General features: G+C 68.9%; 13 protein-coding genes. All 13 read left to right on the forward strand.

Features of this window, described 5'->3' with window-relative positions; genetic code table 11:
* Positions 1-436 precede the first annotated feature (436 nt).
* Complete coding sequence (gene purL / locus AC1DJN_RS02320) at positions 437-4,321, forward strand: phosphoribosylformylglycinamidine synthase (protein ID WP_478038731.1); 3,885 nt, start codon at positions 437-439, stop codon at positions 4,319-4,321.
* 440 nt (positions 4,322-4,761) lie between these two features.
* Positions 4,762-13,218: an ESPR-type extended signal peptide-containing protein gene (locus AC1DJN_RS02325; RefSeq protein WP_478038733.1), complete on the forward strand. Its 8,457-nt coding sequence runs from the start codon at positions 4,762-4,764 to the stop codon at positions 13,216-13,218.
* Positions 13,219-13,379: 161 nt separating this feature from the next.
* Positions 13,380-15,266: a S8 family peptidase gene (locus AC1DJN_RS02330; RefSeq protein ID WP_032977158.1), complete on the forward strand. Its 1,887-nt coding sequence runs from the start codon at positions 13,380-13,382 to the stop codon at positions 15,264-15,266.
* A gap of 135 nt (positions 15,267-15,401) precedes the next feature.
* Positions 15,402-17,123, forward strand: a complete 1,722-nt coding sequence (gene gspE, locus AC1DJN_RS02335) for a type II secretion system ATPase GspE (protein WP_478038735.1) — start codon at positions 15,402-15,404, stop codon at positions 17,121-17,123.
* Between the two features lie 24 nt (positions 17,124-17,147).
* Positions 17,148-18,368, forward strand: coding sequence for a type II secretion system protein XpsF (gene xpsF, locus AC1DJN_RS02340; protein ID WP_478038737.1), 1,221 nt, complete (start codon positions 17,148-17,150; stop codon positions 18,366-18,368).
* Positions 18,369-18,417: 49 nt separating this feature from the next.
* Positions 18,418-18,861 carry a type II secretion system major pseudopilin GspG gene (gspG, locus tag AC1DJN_RS02345; RefSeq protein ID WP_032951922.1) on the forward strand — a complete coding sequence of 148 codons (444 nt, stop codon included), beginning with the start codon at positions 18,418-18,420 and terminating at the stop codon, positions 18,859-18,861.
* Between the two features lie 6 nt (positions 18,862-18,867).
* The gene (xpsH, locus tag AC1DJN_RS02350; protein ID WP_025876706.1) at positions 18,868-19,362 is read left to right on the forward strand and encodes a type II secretion system protein XpsH; all 495 of its coding nucleotides are present in this window, start codon (positions 18,868-18,870) and stop codon (positions 19,360-19,362) included.
* On the forward strand, positions 19,359-19,778 hold the full coding sequence (gene xpsI / locus AC1DJN_RS02355) for a type II secretion system protein XpsI (protein WP_025876704.1): 420 nt from the start codon (positions 19,359-19,361) through the stop codon (positions 19,776-19,778). Before xpsH ends, xpsI begins: the two co-directional genes overlap by 4 nt.
* Positions 19,775-20,407: a type II secretion system protein J gene (locus AC1DJN_RS02360; RefSeq protein WP_032977169.1), complete on the forward strand. Its 633-nt coding sequence runs from the start codon at positions 19,775-19,777 to the stop codon at positions 20,405-20,407. The genes xpsI and AC1DJN_RS02360 overlap by 4 nt, the downstream gene beginning before the upstream one ends.
* Complete coding sequence (locus AC1DJN_RS02365; RefSeq protein WP_025876700.1) at positions 20,404-21,267, forward strand: type II secretion system minor pseudopilin; 864 nt, start codon at positions 20,404-20,406, stop codon at positions 21,265-21,267. Before AC1DJN_RS02360 ends, AC1DJN_RS02365 begins: the two co-directional genes overlap by 4 nt.
* Complete coding sequence (locus AC1DJN_RS02370) at positions 21,264-22,433, forward strand: PilN domain-containing protein (RefSeq protein ID WP_442252075.1); 1,170 nt, start codon at positions 21,264-21,266, stop codon at positions 22,431-22,433. Before AC1DJN_RS02365 ends, AC1DJN_RS02370 begins: the two co-directional genes overlap by 4 nt.
* Complete coding sequence (gene gspM / locus AC1DJN_RS02375) at positions 22,408-23,127, forward strand: type II secretion system protein GspM (RefSeq protein WP_025876696.1); 720 nt, start codon at positions 22,408-22,410, stop codon at positions 23,125-23,127. Before AC1DJN_RS02370 ends, gspM begins: the two co-directional genes overlap by 26 nt.
* Positions 23,117-23,905 (forward strand): general secretion pathway protein GspN, encoded by a 789-nt coding sequence (locus tag AC1DJN_RS02380; protein WP_180831567.1) that lies wholly within the window; start codon positions 23,117-23,119, stop codon positions 23,903-23,905. The genes gspM and AC1DJN_RS02380 overlap by 11 nt, the downstream gene beginning before the upstream one ends.
* The last annotated feature ends 7 nt before the right edge of the window (positions 23,906-23,912 follow it).

Raw genomic sequence — 23,912 nt, forward strand, 5'->3', positions numbered from 1 at the left:
GTGCGGTCAGCCACGGAAGACAGAACAGAAAATCAAAAGCAGAAGCCGGTCGCTGCGCTCTTCAATGCCTGATTTCTGATGTTCCCTGGTTGCCGGCCAGTGGCCGGCATTACCGCAGAGCATCCACGCATGGCGTGGATCTACCGCAGATCGCGGAAATCTGTCGAAGGCGGGGTGGGTCCGGTTGCGGGGGCGTGAGCCGCATGGATGCGGCGACCGAGCCTCCATGGACGGATTCACGGCGTCCCCTGCAACCGGACCCACCCTGCCATCCCACGGAATGCCAGCTTCTGCTGTTGCTTCGGCTGTTGCTGTTGAGGTTGCCGGCCAGCGGCCGGCACTACCGCTTCGGCGGGTGCCGGGCGCCGCCCGGCCGAAGCCTATCCCCGCTTCCGGTACAATGTCGGGCCCGTTTCCCAACTACGGTTCCCCGGACATGATGGTCCTCGAGGGCGCGCCCGCCCTGTCGCCGTTCCGCCGCGAACGTCTTGAATCCCGCCTGCAGTCCATCGCTCCCTCCCTGCGCATCAGCGGTGCCTGGCACGTCTACTTCGTGCAGGCCGAGGGCACTGCCGCCCCCGACGTCGATACCCTGTGCCGCATCCTGGAAGCCCGCCCGCAGTCCGAGGCGGTTGCTGACGGTGCGGTCAGCCGCATCGTGGTGCCGCGCCTGGGCACGCTGTCGCCGTGGTCGAGCAAGGCCAGCGAGCTGGTCCGCGGTGCCGGCCAGCCGGTGAGCCGGGTCGAGCGTGGCCTGCGCATCGACGTGCAGGGCTGGCCGACCGAGGCTGCCGCCCAGCAGGCGCTGGTCAAGGTGCTGCACGACCCGATGACGCAGTCGGTGCTGGAGCGCGTCGATCAGGGCCACTCCCTGTTCTCGACCCCGGCCCGTGGCGAGCTGGAGCGCGTGCCGGTGGACCAGCTGGAGGCCGCCAACCAGCGCCTCGGCCTGGCCATGGCGCAGGACGAGATCGACTACCTGCGCGAGCGCTTCACCGCGCTGGGCCGGTCGCCGTCGGACGTGGAACTGATGATGTTCGCGCAGGCCAATTCCGAGCACTGCCGGCACAAGATCTTCAACGCCAGCTGGACCATCGACGGCCAGGAGCAGGACCGCTCGCTGTTCCGGATGATCAAGAACACCCACCAGCAGACCCCGCAGCACACGCTCAGCGCGTACAGCGACAACGCGGCGGTGATCGAAGGCCATCCGGCCTCGCGCTATCGCCCGGACCCGGCCAGCGGCGAGTATCGCCGCGAACCGCAGGTGCCCAGCGCGTTCCAGATCAAGGTGGAAACGCACAATCACCCGACCGCGATCGCGCCGTTCCCGGGCGCGTCGACCGGCGCTGGTGGTGAAATCCGCGACGAAGGTGCGACCGGTCGTGGCGGCAAGCCGAAGGCCGGCCTGAGCGGATTCTCGGTCTCGCACCTGCGCATTCCCGAGCTGCCGCAGCCGTGGGAAGCGCCGCGTGCGCTGAACCCGCGCATGGCCCCGGCGCTGGAGATCATGACCGACGGCCCGCTCGGCGGCGCCGCGTTCAACAACGAATTCGGCCGCCCGGCGCTGCTCGGCTACTTCCGCAGTTTCGAACTGCCGGAAGGCGCCGACCTCGTGCGCGCCTACGACAAGCCGATCATGCTGGCCGGTGGCCTCGGCGCCATCGATCGCGTGCAGGTCGACAAGATCCTGCTGCAGGACGGCGATGCCGTGATCGTGCTCGGCGGCCCGGCGATGCTGATCGGCCTCGGCGGCGGTGCCGCCAGTTCGGTCGCTTCCGGTGAGAGCGCCGAGGACCTGGACTTCGCCAGCGTGCAGCGCGACAACCCGGAAATGGAGCGTCGCTGCCAGGAGGTCATCGATCGCTGCGTGGCGATGGGCGCTGACAATCCGATCAAGTTCTTCCATGACGTCGGTGCCGGTGGCCTGTCCAACGCCATTCCCGAACTGCTGCACGATTCCGGCGTGGGCGGCATCATCGACCTGGGCAAGGTGCCCACCGACGATCCGTCGCTGTCGCCGATGCAGCTGTGGTGCAACGAGTCGCAGGAGCGCTACGTGCTCGGCGTGGCGCAGGAGCGCCTGGCTGAATTCGCCGCGCTGTGCGCGCGCGAGCGCTGCCCGTTCGCTGCGGTCGGTGTCGCCACCGCAGCCGAACACCTGGTGGTGGCCTATGGTGCCGTGCCGGGCAACATCCCGGCCGATGCGCCCATCGATTTGCCGATGGACGTGCTGTTCGGCAAGCCGCCGAAGATGCACCGCGATACCGCGCACCCGCCGGCACCGCGCTGGCCGGCATTGAAGACCGGTGGCCTGGATCTGCAGGAAGCCGGGCTGCGCGTGCTCGCACACCCGACCGTGGCTTCCAAGAACTTCCTGGTCACCATCGGCGACCGCAGCGTGGGCGGCCTGACCGCGCGCGAGCAGATGGTCGGCCCGTGGCAGCTGCCGGTGGCCGACGTGGCGATCACCCTGGCCGATTTCGACGGCGTGGCCGGCGAGGCGATGGCACTGGGCGAACGCACGCCGCTGGCGCTGCTGGACGCGGCGGCCKCGGCCCGCATGGCCGTTGGCGAAGCACTGACCAACCTGTGCGCGGCCCCGGTCGATGCGCTGGATGAAGTCAAGTTGTCGGCGAACTGGATGGCCGCTGCCGGCCACCCGGGCGAAGACGCGCTGCTGTACGACGCGGTGAAGGCGGTGGGCATGGAACTGTGCCCGCAGCTGGACATCAGCATCCCGGTGGGCAAGGACTCGCTGTCGATGCAGGCGCAGTGGCACGACCAGGGGCAGGCGCACAAGAGCGTGTCGCCGGTGTCGCTGGTCATCACCGCGTTCGCGCCGGTGTCCGATGCGCGCCAGCAGTTGACCCCGCTGCTGGACCGCGATATCGACAGCGAGCTGTGGTTGATTGGCCTCGGTGCCGGCAAGCAGCGCCTGGGCGGTTCGATCCTGGCCCAGGTGCATGCCGACCACGGCGACCTGCCGGCCTTCGCCGGTGCCGCCCCGGACCTGGACGACCCGCAGCGCCTGCGTGGCTTCTTCGAGCTGATCCGCGATGCACGCCAGGCCGGCCTGCTGCGCGCGTACCACGACCGCAGCGACGGTGGTGCGTTCGCCGCGCTGTGCGAAATGGCCTTCACCTCGCGCCTGGGCCTGGACATCACCCTCGATGCCTGGGGCGATGACCCGTTCCGCAGCCTGTTCAATGAAGAGCTGGGCGCCGTTGTGCAGATCGCCCGCGAAGACCGCGCCGCGTTCGCCGACCTGGTCGAGCGCCATGCGCTGACCGAGTGCGCACAGCGCATCGCCAAGCCGACCACTGCGCCGGTGGTGCGGGTGTCGCTGGGTGGTGATTCGCTGGCCGAATGGCGCTGGGAAGCGCTGTTCGATGCTTGGTGGTCGGTCACCCACGCGATGCAGAAGCGCCGCGACAATCCGGCCAACGCCGATGCCGAGCGCGAGATCGCCCGCGCCTTTACCGCGCCGGGCCTGAAGCCGAAGTTGAGCTTCGATCCCAATGAGGATGTTGCCGCACCGTTCGTGCAGACCGGGGCGCGTCCGCGCGTTGCGATCCTGCGCGAACAGGGCGTCAACGGCCAGATCGAAATGGCCAACGCCTTCGAACGTGCCGGCTTCCGCGCGTTCGACGTGCACATGAGCGACCTCATCGAAGGCCGCGTGGCGCTGCAGGACTTCACCGGCCTGGTTGCCTGCGGTGGCTTCAGCTACGGCGATGTGCTCGGTGCCGGCCGCGGCTGGGCGACCTCGATCCTCGAGCGTACCGCGCTGCGTGATGCCTTCGCCGCGTTCTTCGCGCGCGAGGACAGCTTCGCCCTGGGCGTGTGCAACGGCTGCCAGATGATGAGCCAGCTGAAGGACATCATCCCCGGTGCCGAACACTGGCCGCAGTTCCGCCGCAACGCCAGCGAGCAGTTCGAAGCCCGCACCGCGCTGCTGGAAGTGGTGGAGTCGCCGTCGATCCTGCTGCGTGGCATGGCCGGGTCGCGCCTGCCGGTGGCGGTGGCACATGGCGAAGGCCAGGCGGTGTTCGACAACGCCGTCGACCAGGCCACAGCCCGTGTCGCACTGCGCTACATCGATGGCAACGGCAACGTCGCCAGCCAGTACCCGCTGAACCCGAACGGCTCGCCCGACGGCATCACCGGCCTGACCAGCACCGACGGCCGGGTGACCATCATGATGCCGCACCCGGAGCGCACCCCGCGCGCGCTCAACCTGAGCTGGGCCCCGTCCGAGTGGCAGGGCGATTCACCGTGGATGCGCATGTTCCGCAACGCACGGGTGTGGTGCGGTTGATCGCACGCGCATTGCGCARCTGACGATGCCATCGCGTATGGAGAACCCGCCGGGAAACCGGCGGGTTTTTCYTTGTCCATACGGAAACTCCTGAACTGGCCATCAGTTACATGCGTTTTCATAAGTGAGGATTTCCTCACGCGCGCCTAACAAAATGCGTACATAAACAAGTGAAACAGTGAACTGCTTCACGGCAATGGGTTTTGCTGCGTCAAACTCTTGACGATCCGCAAAGATGCCGTTAACACTTGACCCCCGTTTCAAATCTGTTCATCCCGCAGTAACCGCACGGCGCATGCGCTCGGTTTTCTGTCCCTGCGCGCCGTTCGGCAATACCCGCAGTAAATCACGCGAATAAACGCCCCCAGGGGACGTTGGGCCACGAAGGCTCGGCGGTGGCGTTGCTTTGCCCAAAACCAGTCCAATCAGGAGCCGTACCGATGAATCGGATTTATCGCAAGGTCTGGAACAAAGCATTGGGTCAGTTGGTGGTGGCCTCGGAACTGGCCTCTTCCAGCTCATCAGGCGGGGTCGTCGACCAGCGCCGCGGTGCGACCGATGCCGCGCCGGCACGACTGGCTGCAGCGCTGGCCTTGGCAATGGGACTGGGCATGACCGGCATCGCTGCGGCGCAGTCGGTCGAGATTGGGGGCAGCGCGAACTGCGTGGTGCTCAACAGCAAGGTGCTGGACAAGTGCGTGGTCGATGGCAGTGCCAGCGCCAAGGGCAGCAACGCGGTGGCGATTGGTGCGGGTACCAGCGCCACCGGCGCCAACAGCGTGGCGCTGGGCGCCGGTTCCAAGGCAACGCGCGCCAACACCGTTTCTGTCGGTGATGCCGGCAAGGAACGGCAGGTGACCAATGTCGCCGCCGGTACCGCCGCCACCGATGCGGTGAACAAGGCACAGCTGGATGCACAGGCGCGCGCCACGCAGGCCGCGCTTGCGCAGGCGGCCGCCGAGGGCAGCCGCTATTTCAAGGCCGATGGCGCTGGTGATGACAGCGACGCGGCAAAGATCGAAGGCCAGGGCGCCATCGCGGTCGGTAGTGGCAGCCAGTCGCTGGCCAACGCCACCACCGCGGTCGGCACCCAGGCGATTGCCGCAGGACTTGGTGCCAGTGCTTTCGGCCAGAACGCGCTCGCCTTGGGTGATGCCAGCGTAGTGGTCGGGCAGAGTGCGGCCGCCTTCGGCCTTGGCGATACGGCGGTAGGTGCAAGTGCCGTGGCCGCCAGCGAGAACGGTGCAGCCACCGCGTTGGGTGCACTGTCCGAAGCCAGCGCCGATGGCGCTACCGCGGTCGGCGCGGGCGCCGTGGCGATGGGCCCCGGCAGCACCTCGCTGGGCCGTGGTGCGACCGCCGCCAACGAAGCGTCGATTGCCGTCGGTGCGTTCAGCACGGCGGTGGGCGAATACAGCACCGCGCTGGGTTCCAATTCGGCGGCCGTGGCTACCGGCAGCGTGGCGCTGGGCGCCGGCTCGCTGGCCGACCGCGTCGATACCGTGTCGGTGGGTGCGGTCGACTACGGCCTGACCCGGCAGATCACCAGTGTTGCCGCCGGTACCGAAGATACCGATGCGGTCAACGTCGCTCAGTTGAACGACGTGGCAGCGGTAGCCGATACCACCGCCAAGCGATTCCAGGCCACCGGCAGCAGCAACAGCGATGCCGGTGCGTTGGCCGAGGGAGATGACGCGCTCGCCGCTGGCGAAGCTGCCAATGCGATCGGCAACGGTACGACCGCCGTCGGTGCAGGTGCGACCGCCGTCGCGCAGAACGCCACTGCGGTCGGCAACAACGCGCTTGCATCTGGCCAGAACAGCGCGGCCTTCGGCAACAACGCGCAGGCAGTCGGCCCGGGCAGCGTCGCCGTCGGCGGTGCTGCGGTGGATGCCGATGGCAATCCGCTGATCACCAGTGGTGGCGTGCCGGTAGAGACCGGCGCCACCAGTGCCGGGGTCGGTGGTACCGCCGTCGGCGCCAGCGCCGATGCCGGTGGTTTCGCAGCGTCGGCGTATGGTGTGGGAGCCTACGCGGCAGGCGCACAGTCGTCGGCGTTCGGTGCTGTCTCCAATGCCATCGGCGACTACTCCACGGCCGTCGGTACGCAGAGCAACGCTACCGGCACCAGCAGCGTGGCCATCGGTGGCCCGGCCGATCTGATCCCGGGCCTGGGCTTCTTCGTGCAGACCCAGGCCAGTGGCGAAGCGGCCACGGCCGTCGGCGCCGGTGCCATCGCCAGCGGCGACCAGGCCGTGGCCAATGGCAGCCTGACCGAGGCCTCCGGTGCCGAGTCGGTCGCAGTGGGCTACTTCGCCTATGCACCGGGCGAGAACGCCAGTGCGCTGGGCGCGCAGACCTGGGCCAGTGGCACGCAGAGCACCGCCGTCGGCTACTACGCCACTGCGCGTGGTGCCAACAGCGTTGCACTGGGCGCCAATTCCGAAGCGGTGCGCGCCAACAGCGTGGCCGTGGGCAGTGCCGGCAACGAGCGGCAGATCACCAGCGTGGCTGCTGGCAGCGAAGCCACCGATGCAGTGAACAAGGCCCAGCTGGACGCCGTGGCCAGCACCGCCGACACCACCGCGCGCTTCTTCCAGGCGCAGCCGGAAAGCGGCAGCGATGCTGGCGCCTATGCAGAGGGCGAGGGTGCGGTAGCGGCGGGTTCGGCCAGCAACGCCATCGGTGCCGGCGCGCTGGCACAGGGCGCAGGCGCTGCGGCCATCGGCGCCGACAGCGTGGCACTGGGTCGCAATACCTTCGCCGACGGTGACGGTGCGGTAGCCGTGGGTGGCCTCGGCCAGGCCTACGACGAATACAACCAGCCGCTGCTGGATGAGCAGGGCAACCCGGTGCAGATCGGCACCACCGCCTCGGCCGGTTCCACCGCCGTCGGCAATGCCGCGCAGGCGACCGGTGCCAGCAGCAGCGCCTTCGGCAATGCGGCACAGGCCACCGGCGACAACAGCTTCGCGGCAGGCGGCAAGTCGCGCGCCACCGGCAGCTATGCCGTCGCCGTCGGCGACAGCGCCTTCGCCAAGGCCGATGACAGCACCGCCGTGGGTGGCTACAGCACTGCCAGCGAGGAAGGCGCCACTGCCTTCGGTGCCGGCGCGTGGGCCACCGGTCGCAATGCCTCGGCGTTTGGTCCGGCGGCATGGGCCAGCGCCAATGGTGCCACCTCCATCGGCTACAACAGCTGGGCCAACGGCACCAGTTCCACCGCCGTCGGCCGCGGCGCCTTCAGCTACGGCGACAACAGTGTTGCGCTGGGCTTCCAGGCGCTGGGCAACAGCATCAACAGCATCGCCATCGGCACCAACACGGTGGCCGGCGGTGAAAGTGCGATCGCCCTGGGCGCGGGCAGCACGGCCAGTGGCAACAACGCGGTTGCACTGGGTGCCGGTTCGGTGGCCAGCCGCGACCGCAGCGTGTCGGTGGGCAGCGTCGGCAACGAGCGGCAGATCACCAGTGTGGCGGCCGGTACCCAGGCCACCGATGCGGTGAACAAGTCGCAGCTCGACGCGGTTGCAGCCAGTGCCGCGACCACCAGCAAGTACTTCCAGGCCAGCGGCAGTGCCGACAGCGACGCCGGTGCCTACGTGGAAGGTGACAACGCGCTGGCCGCGGGTGAATCGGCCAACGCCATCGGCAACGGCGCAACCGCCCTCGGCAGTGGCGCCAATGCACTGGCCGGCAACGCACAGGCCATCGGCTTCAATGCCCTGGCCAGCGCGGCCAATGCCAGCGCCATCGGTGCCAACGCGCAGGCGACCGGCGAATACGCCACTGCTCATGGTGCCGAGAGCGAAGCCAGCGGCGAACAGAGTGCGGCCTTCGGCGCGGCCGCGGTGGCCAGCGGCGCTGGCAGCACCGCCAGCGGCGTGCTGTCCGAAGCCAGCGGCGAAGAAGCCGTGGCGGTAGGCTACTTCAGCAACGCCAGCGGTGAGGCCGCCACTGCGGTCGGCAGTGAAAGCGTGGCCAGTGGCACCGCTTCGGCAGCATTCGGCATTGGTGCCGAAGCGACCGGTGGCTACAGCACCGCCATCGGCGGTTACGCCAACGCCTCGGCATTCAACGCCACTGCCTTCGGCAACTTTGCCAACGCCTCCGGTTCCAACAGCGTCGCGCTTGGTGGCGATTCGGAAGCGTCCGGTGCCTACAGCACCGCCACCGGCCAGGGCAGCCTGGCTACCGGCACCAATGCCGTGGCCGTCGGTGGATCGTTGTTCGGCCTGCTGGCGACCGAAGCATCCGGCGACTATTCCACCGCGGTCGGTGGCGGCGCCTATGCGCCGGGCATCAACAGCACCGCGCTGGGCAATGCGGCTGAATCGCGCGGTGCCAACAGCGTGGCGCTGGGTGCCGATTCGATTGCCGACCGCGACAACACCGTGTCGGTCGGTGGCGGCGGCAACACCCGCCAGATCACCAACGTGGCCGCCGGTACCCAGGGTACCGATGCGGTGAACAAGGACCAGCTGGACGCGGTGGCCGCCGAAGGCGCGAAGACCAGCAAGTACTTCCAGGCCAGCGGCAGCGCCGACAGCGATGCCRGTGCCTACGTGGAAGGTGACAGCGCGCTGGCTGCCGGTGAGGCCGCCAATGCGATCGGCACCGGCGCCACCGCACTCGGCAGTGGTGCAACAGCGGTAGCGGCAAACGCCACGGCGGTGGGCTTCAACAGCTTGGCCAGCGGCGGCAATGCGGCTGCGGTGGGCAACAACGCACAGGCGACGGGCGAAGACAGTGCGGCGCTCGGCAGCGGCGCGGTGGCCAGCGAAACCAGCACCACCGCGACCGGTGCAGGCGCGCAGGCGACGGCGGTGTACAGCACGGCCAACGGTGCCGAGGCGGTCGCCAGCGGTGCGCAGTCGCTGGCCAGTGGCTTCCGTTCGGCAGCCTCTGCAGACGGCACCACCGCAGTCGGCGGCTACAGCGAAGCCAGCGGTCGCCTCGGCTCGGCGCTGGGCTATGGCACCGTGGCCAGTGGTGCCAACAGCACCGCTGCCGGCGTGTTCGCTGCGGCGTCGGGCGCCAGCTCGGTGGCGATGGGTGATTCCAGCGAAGCCAGCGGCGATGAGAGCGTGGCCATTGGTGGCAGCACCTTCTTCGGCCTGGTGCCATCACGTGCCAGTGGCTACGGCGCAGCGGCGTTCGGTGCCGGTGCCTGGGCCACCGACGACTACGCCACTGCAATCGGCTGGAATTCGTGGGCCGATGGCGCCGAGTCGACGGCGCTGGGCGCCAGCGCTACCGCCAACGGTGCCAACAGCGTCGCCCTGGGCGCAGGCTCCAAGGCCGACCGTGACAACACGGTGGCCGTCGGCAGTGCCGGCAGCGAACGCCAGGTGACCCATGTGGCGGCCGGCACCGAAGGCACCGATGCGGTCAACAAGAACCAGCTCGATGCTGTCGCCGCTACGGCGGACAAGACCAGCAAGTACTTCCAGGCCAGCGGCAGCGCCGACAGCGATGCCGGTGCCTATGTGGAAGGCGACAACGCACTGGCTGCCGGTGAAGCGGCCAATGCGATCGGCAATGGCGCCACCGCGCTCGGCAGTGGTGCCACGGCCGTGGCCGCCAACGCGACCGCCGTGGGCTTCAACACGCTGGCCACGGGCAGCAATGCGGCTGCGGTAGGCAGCAACGCGCAGGCCACCGGTGAAGACAGTGCCGCACTCGGCAACGGCGCGGTAGCCAGTGGCATCAGCGCCACCGCTACCGGCACCGCTGCACAGGCCAGCGGCGTCTACAGCACCGCCAACGGTGCGGAGGCCGTCGCCAGCGGTGCGCAGTCGCTGGCCAGTGGTTTCCGCAGTGCCGCTTCGGCCGATGGCACCACCGCCATCGGTGGCTACAGCGAAGCCAGCGGCCGCCTCGGCACCGCGCTGGGCTACGGTTCGGCAGCGACCGGTGCCAACACCACGGCTGTCGGCTTCGGAGCGGCGGCAGCAGGCAGCGGCGCCGTCGCCGTCGGTCAGTCCAGCGAAGCCAGTGGCGCAGAGAGTGTCGCCATCGGCGGCAGCACCTTCTTCGGCCTGATCCCGTCGCGTGCCAGCGGTACCGGTGCGGCGGCCTTCGGTGCCGGTGCCTGGGCGACCGATGACTACGCCACCGCGATCGGCTGGAATGCATGGGCCGATGCGGCTGACAGCACCGCCCTGGGTGCCAGCGCGACCGCCAACGGTGTCAACAGTGTCGCCCTTGGTGCGGGCTCGAAGGCCGACCGTGACAACACGGTGGCCGTCGGCAGCGCGGGCGGTGAACGCCAGGTCACCCATGTTGCCGCCGGCACCGAGACCACCGATGCAGTGAACAAGGGCCAGCTGGATGCCGTGGCCAGTGTCGCCGACAAGACCAGCAAGCACTTCCAGGCCAGCGGCAGTGCCGACAGCGATGCCGGTGCCTACGTCGAAGGTGACAATGCGCTGGCGGCCGGTGAAGCGGCCAATGCGATCGGCAATGGCGCCAGTGCGCTCGGCAGTGGTGCCACCGCGGTCGCGGCCAACGCCACCGCCGTCGGCTTCAATGCGCTGGCCAGTGGTGAAGACGGTGTGGCGATCGGCAGCAGCGCCAGCAGCACGGCCGGTGGCGCGATTTCCATCGGCGTGGAAAGCAGCAGCGCAGGCCCGGCCAGTGTGGCCCTCGGTGCTCAGTCCCAGGCGCAGGGCATCGGTGCGGTCGCCGTCGGCGGCATCGCCCAGGCCAACGGGCTGRCCGCAACCGCGGTCGGTTATGGCGCAACCGCTGATGGTCGCGAAGCCACCGCCGTCGGCAACTTCGCGTCGGCCAACGGCTGGCAGTCCACCTCCTACGGTGCCGGTGCCACGTCCGCCTTCTTCGGCACCGCGCTGGGCAGTGGCGCGCAGGCCGCCGAAGTGTCCACAGCCGTGGGCCAGGGCACCGTCGCGCAGATCGCCGGTGCTGGTTTCGGCGTGCAGGCGCGCGCCGGCCAGTTCGGTACCGCACTGGGCAACAATGCCACCACCGGGCTCAATGGCGTGGCGGTCGGCTTCAACGCGCTGGCCGGACAGGACGCCAACAGCGTTGGCACGGGCCAGCACACCACCGCGATCGGCAGCGAGGCATGGGCCACCGAGGACGGTGCCACCGTGGTCGGCTACAACAGCTATGCGCAGGCCACCAATGCCACCGTGCTGGGCAGCAATACCTGGACCACCAAGGACGCCGACAACAGCGTGGCGCTCGGTGCAGGTTCGCTGGCCGACCGTGCCAATGCGGTATCGGTGGGTGCGGCGCAGGAGTGGGTCGATGCTGCCGGGGTCAGCCACAGCGCGATCAACCGCCAGGTGACCAACGTGGCCGCCGGTACCCAGGCCAACGATGCGGTGAACAAGGGCCAGCTGGATGCGGTGGCCTCCACCGCCGACGCCACCAGCAGGCACTTCCGTGCCAACGGCAGCGGCACCGCCACTGCCAGCGGTACCAACGCAGTGGCGGTGGGCTCCAGTGCCACTGCCAGTGGCAACCGCAGCAATGCACTGGGCAGCAACGCCAGCGCCGTCGGCAACGCATCACTGGCCGTAGGCGCCAATGCCGCCGTCACCGGCAGCAACTCAGTGGCACTCGGTGCCGGCGCGCGTGCGGTGGATGCAAACGTAGTGTCGGTCGGTGGCGGCAACGGCACTGATGGTCCTGCTACGCGCCGCATCGTCAACGTTGCCGATGGCCGCATCGCCGCCGGCAGCAGCGACGCCGTGACCGGTTCACAGCTCAACGTCACCAACCAGCGCGTGGGTGCGGTGGAAACCCGGGTCGGTGATTTCGACTCGCGCATCGCCACTGTTGAAACCAGCGCGGCCAGCTCGGTCGGCTACGACGATGCCAGCCGCGACCGCCTGACCCTGGCCGGTATCCAGGGCACCACCATCGACAACGTCGGCGCCGGCAGCATCGCCTCCGGCAGCCGCCAGGCGATCAACGGTGGGCAGCTGTTCCAGTCGCTCAGCGATGCCGCCAGCTTCCTCGGCGGCGGTGCCAGCGTCGGCATGCAGGGCGTGTTCGTCGCGCCGAACTATGTGATCCAGGGGTCCACCTACAGCAACGTCGGCGACGCGCTGGGCGCACTGGACCGCAAGGTCAGCGAGATCGATCGTCGCACCGCCAGCGGCACGCGTTCCGGCGCGGCCAGCCTGCGTTCGATGGCCGCCCCGCTGGACGCAGACGCGTCCAACGTGGCCACGGCGTCGGCTGCCACCGACGCGAGCCTGGCGGATGGCGGATCGGCAACGGCCCGTGTGCAGGGCACGCCGACCGCTGCCAGCGCAGGCAGTGCTCAGCCGGCACTGGTCGCAGGCGGTGGCGTCAACGCCGTCGCGATGGGCGATGGCGCAGTCGCCAGCGGTGCATCGTCCACCGCTGTCGGCCAGGGCGCGAGTGCAACGGCGGCCAATGCGGTGGCGCTGGGCCAGGGCTCGGTTGCCGATCGCGCCAACACCGTCTCGGTCGGCAGTGAGGGCAACGAACGCCAGGTCACCAACGTGGCGGCCGGTACCACCGCAACCGATGCGGTCAACAAGGGCCAGCTGGATCGTGGCATCACCACCGCCAACAGCTACRCCGACAGCCGCGTGCAGGCAGTCACCGACAGCTTCGATGTGTTCAAGGGCGAAGTTGATGGACGCCTGCGCCACATGGATCGCCGCATCGACCGCCAGGGCGCGATGAGCGCAGCGATGCTCAACATGGCCACCAGTGCCGCCGGCATCCGCACCCAGAACCGGGTCGGCGTCGGCATCGGTTTCCAGGGCGGCGAGTCGGCCATGTCGCTGGGCTACCAGCGTGCGATCAGCGATCGCGCCACGGTCACCGTCGGTGGTGCCTTCAGCAGTGATGACAGCTCGGTCGGCGTGGGTGCCGGCTTCGGCTGGTAAGTGCGCAACAACGTGCCGGTGGACAACCCATCGGCACGTCGAGCAGTGAGCGCCAAAGGGGCGTGGCATGGCAACCCTGGTGGGCCAGCCAGGGCAGTCGCAGGGAGTGATGGCCGTAGTGAGCTCCGTCCGTGCAACGGACGGAGAAGGAAAGCTCAACCATGACCTTGAAGAGGATTTCGAACGTGACCAAGAAGCAGACCCTTCGCATCAATGTGCTGGCTGCCGCCGTGTTGTCGCTGACTGTCGGCGTCGGTGCGGCGCATGCGGCCAAGCCGGGCGTGGCCAAGGAACCGGCGCGCGTGGCCAGCACTGCCCAGCAGAGCGTGGACGGCATCATCGTGAAGTACCGCAACGGCACCGCGGCCGCCAGCGATCGTTCGACCAAGCTCTCGGTCGTGCAGTCGGCACTGTCGCGTGCCATCGTCAGCAGCGGCACCACCAGCCGTGCTGCGGCACTTTCCCCGCTGGTGGAGCGCAAGCTCGGTACCGGTGGCGACCTGATCCGCCTGAAGTCCCGGCTGGGCTCGGCCGACATGCAGAAGGTACTGGCTGAACTGAATGCCGATCCGTCGGTGCAGTACGCGGTGGCCAACGTGCGCCTGCAGCGCTCGGACCTGCGTGCCACCAATGCGCAGCCGGCACTGGTGCCCAACGATCCCAACTACGCGCAGTACCAGTGGAACTTCTTCAACGCCACCGGTGGTGTGAATGCACCGGCCGCGTGGGATCTCTCGCAGGGCGAGGGCATCGTGGTCGCCGTGCTCGATACCGGCATCCTGCCGGGCGTGCCGGATTTCGGCAGCAACCTGCTGGAAGGCTACGATTTCATCAGTGACAAGGAATCCTCGCGCCGCCCGAACGATGGCCGCGCACCGGGTGCCACCGACTACGGCGACTGGGTGGAAACGGCCAACGAGTGCTACACCGGTTCCGAACCGGAAGGCAGTTCCTGGCACGGCACGCACGTGGCCGGCACCATTGCCGAGGTGACCAACAACGGCAGTGCCCTGGCAGGCCTGGCCTACAAGGCCAAGGTGTTGCCGGTGCGCGTGCTGGGCAAGTGCGGCGGCACCCTGGCCGACATCAGCGACGCCATCACCTGGGCGTCGGGCGGCACCGTGCCGGGCATTCCGGCCAACACCAATCCGGCGGAAATCATCAACATGAGCCTGGGTGGTGGTGGCGCCTGCGATGCCGCCTACCAGGACGCGATCAACGGCGCCGTGTCGCGCGGCACCCTGGTGGTGGTCGCGGCCGGCAACGAAACCGACAACGCGTCCAAGTACCGTCCGGCCAGCTGCAACAACGTGGTGGCGGTGGGTGCGACCCGTGTCACCGGTGGCATCACCTATTACTCCAACTACGGCACCGCGGTAGACCTGTCGGCCCCGGGCGGTGGCGGCAGTGTCGACGGCAACCCGAACGGCTACATCTGGCAGGTCGGTTCCAGTTCGGAAACCACCCCGGACGCCGGTGAGTGGGTGCTGATGGGCAAGGGCGGTACCTCGATGTCCTCGCCGCACGTTGCCGCGGTGGCTGCCATGGTGCAGAGCGCGCTGATCGCCAAGGGCAAGGAGCCGCTGGCCCCGGCCGCGCTGGAAACCCTGCTCAAGCAGTCGGCGCGCAAGTTCCCGGTGACCATCCCGGCGGCCACCCCGATCGGTACCGGCATCCTCGATGCCAAGGCCGCACTGGATGCTGCGCTGAAGGAGCCGTGCACCGAGAACTGCGAGCCGGAAGGCATTCCGCTGACCAACAAGGTGACCGTGGGCGGGCTGGCCGGTGCGGCCGCCAGCGAAACCGTCTATACCTTCGAAGCGGCCGCCGGCAAGACGCTGAGCGTGCTGACCTACGGCGGCAGCGGCAACGTGTCGGTGTACCTGGCGCAGGGCCGCGTGCCCACCGCGACCGACAACGATGCCAAGTCGACCCGCCCGGGCAATACCGAAACCGTGCGCGTGGCCAAGCCGGTGGCCGGTACCTACTACATCAAGGTGGTGGGTGAGGCCGCTTACAGCGGGGTGAGCATCCTGGCGACCCAGTAATAACCGACTGTCGTAAATGAATAAGCGGGGCCCGTCACCTGTGTGACGGGCCTCGTCTTTTTACGAAAGAAGAACCGGAGAGGGTGGAAACCACGGCTTAACTGCTAAAGTCGGGACGATCGACAGGAGAGTCACGTGAACGCGCTCGCTGCCACCGCCATCGACGACACTGAAGGCCGCATCCTCGATGCGCTGCTGGCACGTGGTCGGCTCAAGGAAGGAGATCTGGCACGTGCGCGGCCGCTGCATGCCGAGTCCGGTGGCAGCCTGCTTGGGCTGCTGGTACGGCTTGGGCTGGTGTCCGAACGTGACCAGGCGCAGGCCAGCGCCGATGTGCTGGGCCTGCCGCTGCTGGAAGGACGGCAGCTGCCTGAATCGCCACCGCAGGCGCTGGCCGAAGGCCTGCCGCTGTCGCTGCGCTTCCTCAAGCAATTCCACGTGTGCCCGCTGGCGCTGGATGAACACGGCGTGCAGCTGTGGTTGGCCGACGCCCACGATCCTTACCCGCAGCAGGCCGTGCAATTGGCACTGGGTGTACCGGTCACGCCGCTGCTGGGCATGCGCGCGGAGATCGATGATCTGGTCGAGCGCTGGTTCGGCCAGGGCCGCAGTGCGATGGGCGCGATCGTGGAAACCGCCGATGGCGAGGGCGGCGCAGTGGACGATATCGAGCACCTGCGCGATCTCGCTTCCGAAGCGCCGGTGATCCGCCTGGTCAACCTGGTGATCCAGCGCGCGGTCGAACTGCGCGCGTCGGACATCCACGTAGAGCCGTTCGAAAATCGGCTGAAGGTGCGTTACCGCGTCGATGGCGTGCTGGTCGAAGGCGAGAGCCCGCCGGCCAACCTGACCGCGGCGGTGATCAGCCGCATCAAGATCATGGCCCGTCTCAACATCGCCGAGCGCCGCCTGCCGCAGGATGGCCGCATCATGCTGCGCGTGCAGGGCAAGGAACTGGACCTGCGTGTCAGCACGGTGCCCACCGCGCACGGCGAAAGCGTGGTGATGCGCCTGCTTGATCGCGRGACGGTGGTGTTCGACTTCCATCGGCTGGGCTTCACCGATGCCTTCCTGCCGCAGTTCCGCAAGGTGCTTGAACAGCCGCACGGCATCCTGCTGGTGACCGGCCCCACCGGGTCGGGCAAGACCACCACGCTGTACACCGCGCTGAGCCAGCTCAACACCGCCGACGTCAAGATCATCACCGTTGAAGATCCGGTCGAGTACCAGATCGAAGGCATCAACCAGATCCAGGCCAAGCCACAGATCGGGCTGGATTTCGCCAATGCGCTGCGCAGCATCGTGCGCCAGGATCCGGACATCATCATGATCGGCGAAATGCGCGACCTGGAAACCGCGCGCATCGCGATCCAGTCAGCGTTGACCGGCCACCTGGTGCTGTCCACGCTGCACACCAACAATGCCGCAGGCGGCATCACCCGCCTGCTCGACATGGGCGTGGAAGATTATCTGCTCACCTCCACCATCAACGGCATCCTGGCCCAGCGCCTGGTGCGCCGGCTGGAGCCGACCCACGCCGAACGCTACGAAGCCTCGCCGGAAGAGATCGAACGCTTCGACCTGCGCCGCCTGCAACCGGATGGAACGATCTACCTTTATCGCCCGAAGCCTTCGGCGCTGGCGCCGACCGGCTACCTGGGGCGCACCACCATCATGGAATTCCTGGTGATGAACGACGCGCTGCGCCGTGCGGTGATGCGTCGCGATGGCATGGGCGAGATCGAGCGCATCGCCCGCGAAGCCGGCATGCGCACCATGTACGAGGATGGCCTGAGCAAGGCCCTGAGCGGGCAGACGACCCTCGAGGAAGTCCTGCGCGTGACCGAGGAAGGCTGATGCGCGTGCAGGGACGACGCTGACATGCCGAACTACCGTTACAAGGCACTGAACCCACACGGTGAAGTGTTCGACGGACAGATGGAAGCGGCCAGCGAGGCCGAGCTGGTCGCGCGCCTGCAGGACCAGGGCCATCTGCCGATGGAGACGCAGCTGGCCGACGGGGGGGCGGTTGGCGGCAGCAGCCTGCGCGGCCTGTTCCGCCAGCGTCCGCTGCAGGGCGCGGCATTGCTGCAGTTCACCCAGCAGCTGGCCACCCTGCTCGGTGCCGGGCAGCCGCTGGACCGCGCGCTGTCGATCCTGCTCAGCCTGCCCGAAGACGAGCGCTCGCGCCGSGYGATCACYGASATCCGCGACGTGGTGCGKGGTGGCGCGYCGCTGTCGACYGCGCTGGAACGCCAGCACGGCCTGTTCTCGCGTCTATACGTGAACATGGTGCGCGCCGGCGAAGCCGGTGGCAGCCTGCACGACACACTGCAACGCCTGGCCGACTACCTCGAACGCAGCCGTGCGCTGCAGGGCAAGGTGATCAACGCCCTGGTCTACCCGGCGATCCTGCTGGTGGTGGTGGGTGGTGCGCTGCTGTTCCTGCTGGGCTACGTGGTGCCGCAGTTCGCACAGATGTACGAAAGCCTGGACGTGGCGCTGCCATGGTTCACCAACATGGTGCTGCAGCTGGGCCTGTTCGTGCGCGACTGGTGGGTGCTGCTGCTGGTGGTGCCGGGCGTGCTGCTGCTGTTGTTCGAACGCAAGGTGCGGCAGCCCGCGTTCCGTCTGGCGCTGGATGGCTGGCTGCTGCAGCGCCGGGGCATCGGCCGCCTGCTGGGCGAGCTGGAAACCGCGCGGCTGGCGCGCACCCTGGGGACACTGCTGCGCAACGGCGTGCCGCTGCTGGGGGCGCTGGGCATCGCCCGCAACGTGCTCGGCAACCGCGCGCTTGCCGCAGACCTGGAGACCGCCGCCGACGAGGTCAAGAACGGCACCGGCCTGTCGCTGGCGTTGTCGCGCGGCAAGCGTTTTCCCCGGCTGGCGCTGCAGATGATCCAGGTCGGCGAGGAGTCCGGCGCGCTCGATACCATGCTGCTGAAAGCTGCTGATACCTTCGAACAGGACAGCGCCCGCCGCATCGACCGCCTGCTGGCGGCGATGGTGCCGGCGATCACCCTGGTGCTGGCCTCGGTGGTCGGCGCGGTGATCGTGGCCGTGCTGGTGCCGTTGTACGACCTTACCAACGCCATCGGCTGACGATGGCCTCCTTCGCAACCCCGACATCCCGTACCTGAAAGGACCGACCATGATTGCTTCCCGTCGACCGATCCGCCTTTCCTTCACCGCCGCACGCCACCAGTCGGGCATGAGCCTGCTGGAGATCATCATCGTCATCGTGCTGATCGGCGCGGTGCTGACCCTGGTCGCCAGCCGCGTGCTCGGCGGCGCCGATCGAGGCAAGGCCAACATCGCCAAGGCGCAGGTGCAGACCGTTGCCTCCAAGGTCGACAACTACCAGATCGACACCGGCAAGCTGCCCGCCTCGCTCAACGACCTGGTGACCGCACCGGCCGGCGTCGGTGGCTGGCTGGGCCCGTATGCCAAGCCTGCCGACCTCAACGACCCGTGGGGCCACGCGCTGGAGTACCGCGCACCGGGCGAGGGCCAGGCGTATGAACTGATCAGCCTGGGCAAGGACGGCAAGGCCGGCGGCAGCAGCGTCGACGCTGACATCCGCTACCAGCCGTAAGCACGCATGCTGCTTTTCCTGCCGCGCCGGGTGTCACGCCCGCGCCTGCACGGCAGGCGCGCGGCGGGCCTGTCGCTGCTGGAAATGCTGCTGGTGATCGCGTTGATCGCGGCCATCGGCCTGATCACCGCCGCTGGCATGTCGCGCGGCTTTGCCGGCATGCAGCTGCGCAGTGCCGGCAAGGACATCGCCAACCAGCTGCGCATGGTGCGCGCGCAGGCCATTGCCCGCGGCGAACCGCAGCGCTTCGTGATCGAGCCGGCGCAGCATCGTTGGCAGGGCGCCAGCCAGCGCCACGGTGAAGTGCCGGCCAAGCTGAAGGTGCAGTTCGAAGGTGCCGCGCAGTTGGCCACCGCGCCCGGCCAGGGCGTGATCGAATTCCATCCCGACGGCGGCTCCAGTGGCGGCCGCATCCGCCTGCAGCTGGAGAGCGCCGAGTGGCGCATCGATGTCGGCTGGTTGACCGGTGAAGTCCGTTCCGGACCGTGGCGGGCGCAATGAGGTCGCGCGCCCGTGGTTTTACCCTGCTGGAAGTGATCGTTGCCTTCGCCTTGCTCGGGCTGGCGCTGACGCTGTTGCTGGGCAGCCTGTCCGGCGGCGCGCGGCAGGTGCGCGACGCCGAGCTGCGCACGCGCGCGGTGCTGCACGCGCAGTCGTTGCTGGCCGCCGCCGGGGTGGAAGCACCGCTGCAGGCCGGCAGCCAGCAGGGCGAGTGGGAGCAGGGGCGTTATCACTGGCAGCTGCAGGTGCAGCCCTGGGCCGAGCCGCGCAGTGGTGCGCTGCCCGCTGCGCAGTCGCCGGGCGCACCCTGGCTGGCGGAACTGCAGCTGCAGGTGCGTTGGGGCGACAGTGAACGCGAGCAGTTGCGCTGGCGCAGCCTGCGTCTGTTGCCGCCCGCGCTGGAGAATGCGCGATGAGGCGCCGCGCACGCGGCTTCACCCTGGTCGAAGTGATGCTGGCCACGGTGCTGCTGGCAGGCGGCCTGGCGCTGGCGTTCGCCAGCGTGCGCTCGGCGATGGCGATCAGCCAGCGCGGCGAGCAGATTGCCGCGCAGAGCGAACGCATGCGCGCAGTGCAGGCCCTGCTGCGGCGGCAGCTCGCCAGTGCCCTGCGCAGCCCGCTGGAAGTGCCCGATCCCACCCGCGAACCGGTGTTCTTCCAGGGTGACGATCAGGGCATGCAGTTCGTTGCCGACCTGCCGGGCTATCTCGGTCGTGGCGGCCCTTACCTGCATGCGCTGCAGGTGGATGGCGCAGCCGGCCACCGCCGCTTGCTGCTGGGGCTGGTGCTGCTGCAGGAAGGCGAGCGCATCGAAGAGAACCCGCCGCGCCCGCCCGAAGTGCTGGCGGAGGAGTTGAAGGACGTAAGGCTGCGCTACCGCGGTGTCGACGCCAGCAACGGGCAGCTGACCGAATGGTTGCCACGCTGGGAGGACACCCGACGCCTGCCATTGCTGGTGGAAGTACAGATCGTGCCGGCCAGGGGCACGCCGTGGCCGCCGCTGGTGGTGTCACTGCGGGCCGGTGGCAGCGGAGGTGCGCGATGAAGCGTCCACGTGGTGCCGCGCTGGTCCTGGTGCTGTGGTTGATCGCGCTGATGACCGCGCTGGTCGGCGCCTTTGCGCTCAGCGCACGGGTCGAACACCTGCAGCAGCGGGTGCTCGGTGACGACGCACGCGGCCAGGAGCGCGCCCGCGCCGGCCTGGAATACGCGTTGCTGCGGCTGCAGCCGGACCCGCAGCGTCCGCCGTGGCAGGCTGATGGCCGCGCCTATCGCTGGCAGTTCGACGACGCCCGCATCGAGATCCGGGTGTTGGACGAGAACGGCAAGATCAACCTCAACCTGGCCGATGCGGCCCTGCTGTCCGCATTCATGCAGGCACTGGGCGAGCCGGCAGAAAGCGCCAGGCAGCTGGCCGGTGCGATCATCGACTGGCGCGACGAAGACAGCCTGCTGCAGCCCGGTGGCGGTGCCGAGGCGCCGGAGTACGCCGCCGCAGGCCTGCCCTATGGCCCGCGCAACAAGCGCTTTGAAACCCTGGGCGAACTGCAGCGGGTGCTGGGGATGCGCGGGTCGCTGTATGCCGCGATGCTGCCGCACCTGACGCTCTACAGCAGGCAGGCGCGCCCGGATCCACGTTTCGCCAGTGGACCGGTGTTGACGGCATTGGGCCTGGATGCGGAACAACTGCTGGCGCAACGCGCCCAGCAGGAGCGTGACGGAGATAACGCTGCGGGTGCATCAGCGCTTGCCAGCGGCAGTGGCACCTATAGTATCGAGTCCCGCGCCACTGACGGCAGCGGACGCCTGTCAGTGCTGCAGGCGGTGGTGCGCAACGGATCGGGCGGGGTGCCCGGCCGGACCTACACAGTGCTTCGCTGGGAGCAGGGAATGGCAGCAAGATGACGGCGTGGCAGGACAGTCTGCGGCAGGTGCAGGGCCAGATCGGCCCCGGTGCCGGCCGTTTCCTGCGCTGGTGGCGGCAGTCGTTGCTGGCCTGGGTGCCGATGCGTTGGCAATGGGCGCTGGGCTGGTCGCAGACCCGCCTGCTGCTGCAGTGCGAGGACGGGCAACTACAGGTCTGGCGTGAAACCGGCGACGGTCTCGAGCCCGTGGCCCGCCTGCCTTGGCCGCTGCAACCGGTGGACCTGGACCGCGTGCTGGAGCCGCGCCTGCGCAGCCTGCCACGGGTGTGGCTGCTGCCGGCCGGGCAGGTCCTGCGGCGGAATCTGCGTCTTCCTGCCGCAGCCGCTGACCGCCTGCGTGCGGTGGTCGGCTACGAGATCGACCGGCAGACACCGTTCGAAGCCAGCCAGGTCAGCTATGACATCCGTGAGCTGGGCAGTGCCGGCGAAGGCCTGCTGCAGGTGGAGCTGGTGGCCTGGCCGCTGCGCCAGCTGGATGACTGGCGCGCGCAGATCGGAGCGTGGGCCGACGTGCTGGCCGGTGTCGATGCGATCGATGCCCAGGGCCGCGCGCTGCAGGTCAACCTGCTGCCGCCCGCGCAGCGTCAGCAGCGACCGGACCCGATGCGGCGCTGGAACCTGCTGCTTGCCATGGCTGCGCTGGTGATGCTGGTGCTGGCGGCGATGCAGTTGCTGGACAACCGTCGTGACGCCGTCGATGCGCTGCGCGCAGACGTCGAGCGCAGCGCCCGCAGTGCACGTGGCGTGGCCAGCGAACGCAGCCAGCTGCAGGCGCTGCTGGATGGAGCGGCGTTCCTGGAAACACAGCGCAACCAGCGCGCCAGTACCGTCGAAGTCTGGAACGAGCTGACCCGACGCCTGCCCGATGGCACCTACCTGGAAAAACTGGCGATCGAGAACAACAGCCTGCAGTTGATCGGCCTCAGCAGCGAAGCATCGCAGCTGGTCACGCTGCTGCAGGACGCGCCGCAGTGGCGCAAGGTCAACCTTACCGGCGTGCTGCAGGCTGACGGTGCCGCCAGTGGCCGCGACCGCTTCACCCTGACCGCCGAGCTGCAGCCATTGCCTTCGGCGGCAGCGGCGCCGGCACCCGCCCCGACTGCAACCACGGAGGCGGCCAATGCCGATGCCAAGCGCACGCCGTGACCGCTGGCTGGCACTGGCACTGCTGTTGGCAGTGCTGGGCCTGGCCTACCTGCTGCTGGTGCACCCGTGGTTCACCCAGCCGCTGCGCGCCATCGATGCCGATGCCGCCGCCCTGCGCGAGCGCCAGCAGCGCGTGCAGGCGCAGCTGCAGCAGCAGCCGCAGATCGAACAGCGGCTGCGCGCAACCCGCGACGCCCTGCAGCAGCGCCCGGGGTTCCTGCAGGAAGCCACCGCCGAGGCCGCCGCGGCCGCGCTCGGCGCACGCCTGCAGGATGCGGTGGCGATGGCCAGCCCGGGCAACCGCAGCTGCACCATCAGCAACCGCACGCCGTTGAGCGACAACCGTCGCGATGCTGCGTTCGTGCGCGTGGCCATGCAGGTGCGCCTGCGCTGTGGCGTGGCCGAACTGGCCACCGTGCTGCACAGCCTGGAGACCGGCAGCCCGCGCCTGTTCGTGGACAACCTCAACCTGATCGCACAGCGCTTCCAGCAATCGCCCAACGAATCCGGCCTCGGCCTGGACGTGTCCTTCGAGCTGGCCGGCTACCTGTTGCCGGCGGCTGCTGCCGATCCCTCGACAGCACCCGTGGCCACGCCGCCTGCAGCGGCGCCGGCGGTGTCGCCGCCGGCACCTGTGCCGTCACCGGCGGAGCAGCCTGCCACCGATGCGCAGGAGGTGGCCGATGAAGCTTGAGCAGATCAGCCTGCGCACCGGGCTGTTGCTGGCGGTGGCCGGATGGGCCGCAGCGCTCTGGCTGGCCACCGGCTTCGGTCTTGGCAGCCAGCTGCCCACGGTCAGTGCGGAGGGCGACGCGCAGGCCGCGCTGCCGGCGCTGCCCGTGCTGGCGCCCGAACGCATGGCCGGCGCAGACAGCTACAGCGTGATCAGCGAACGGCCCCTGTTCGCCGAAGACCGCAAGCCGCGCCCGTACCTGCTGGGGGGCAGTGAAGCCGCCGCCAGTCCGGCACTGCGCCTGACCGGCGTGCTGATGACCGGCGACTTCAGCATGGCCACCTTCACCACCGAGCAGGGCCGGTCGCTGCGCCTGCGCCTCAACGGCGATGCAGTCGATGGCTGGCAGCTGGTGGCATTGGAACCGCGCCAGGCCACGGTGATCGGCTCCAGTGGCAGCCAGGTGCTGGAACTGGCCGTGTTCAATGGCCAGGGCGGTGAAGCGCCGACCGCGCTGCGCGGAGCCACTGGCACACCGCCTGTGCCTGGCGCGGTGGTTCCGCCGCCGCCACCGCAGCCAACGCCCAGCCAGACGCTGCCCCCCCCCCGTGCCGCCGATGGCAACGTGGCTCCCGCCTCGCCTGCACCGGCCGCGGCCGCCGCACCCCCTGCAAACACCAACGGTCCCAGCGAAGCGCAGATGCAGGCCATCCGCGAACGCATCCAGGCCCGCCGCCGTCAGCTGCAGCAACAGCAGCAACAACCGTCGCCGCCCCCGGGCGATGGCACCAACCGATAGAGTGAAT

Source organism: Stenotrophomonas sp. 05L414_2 (assembly GCF_056397905.1).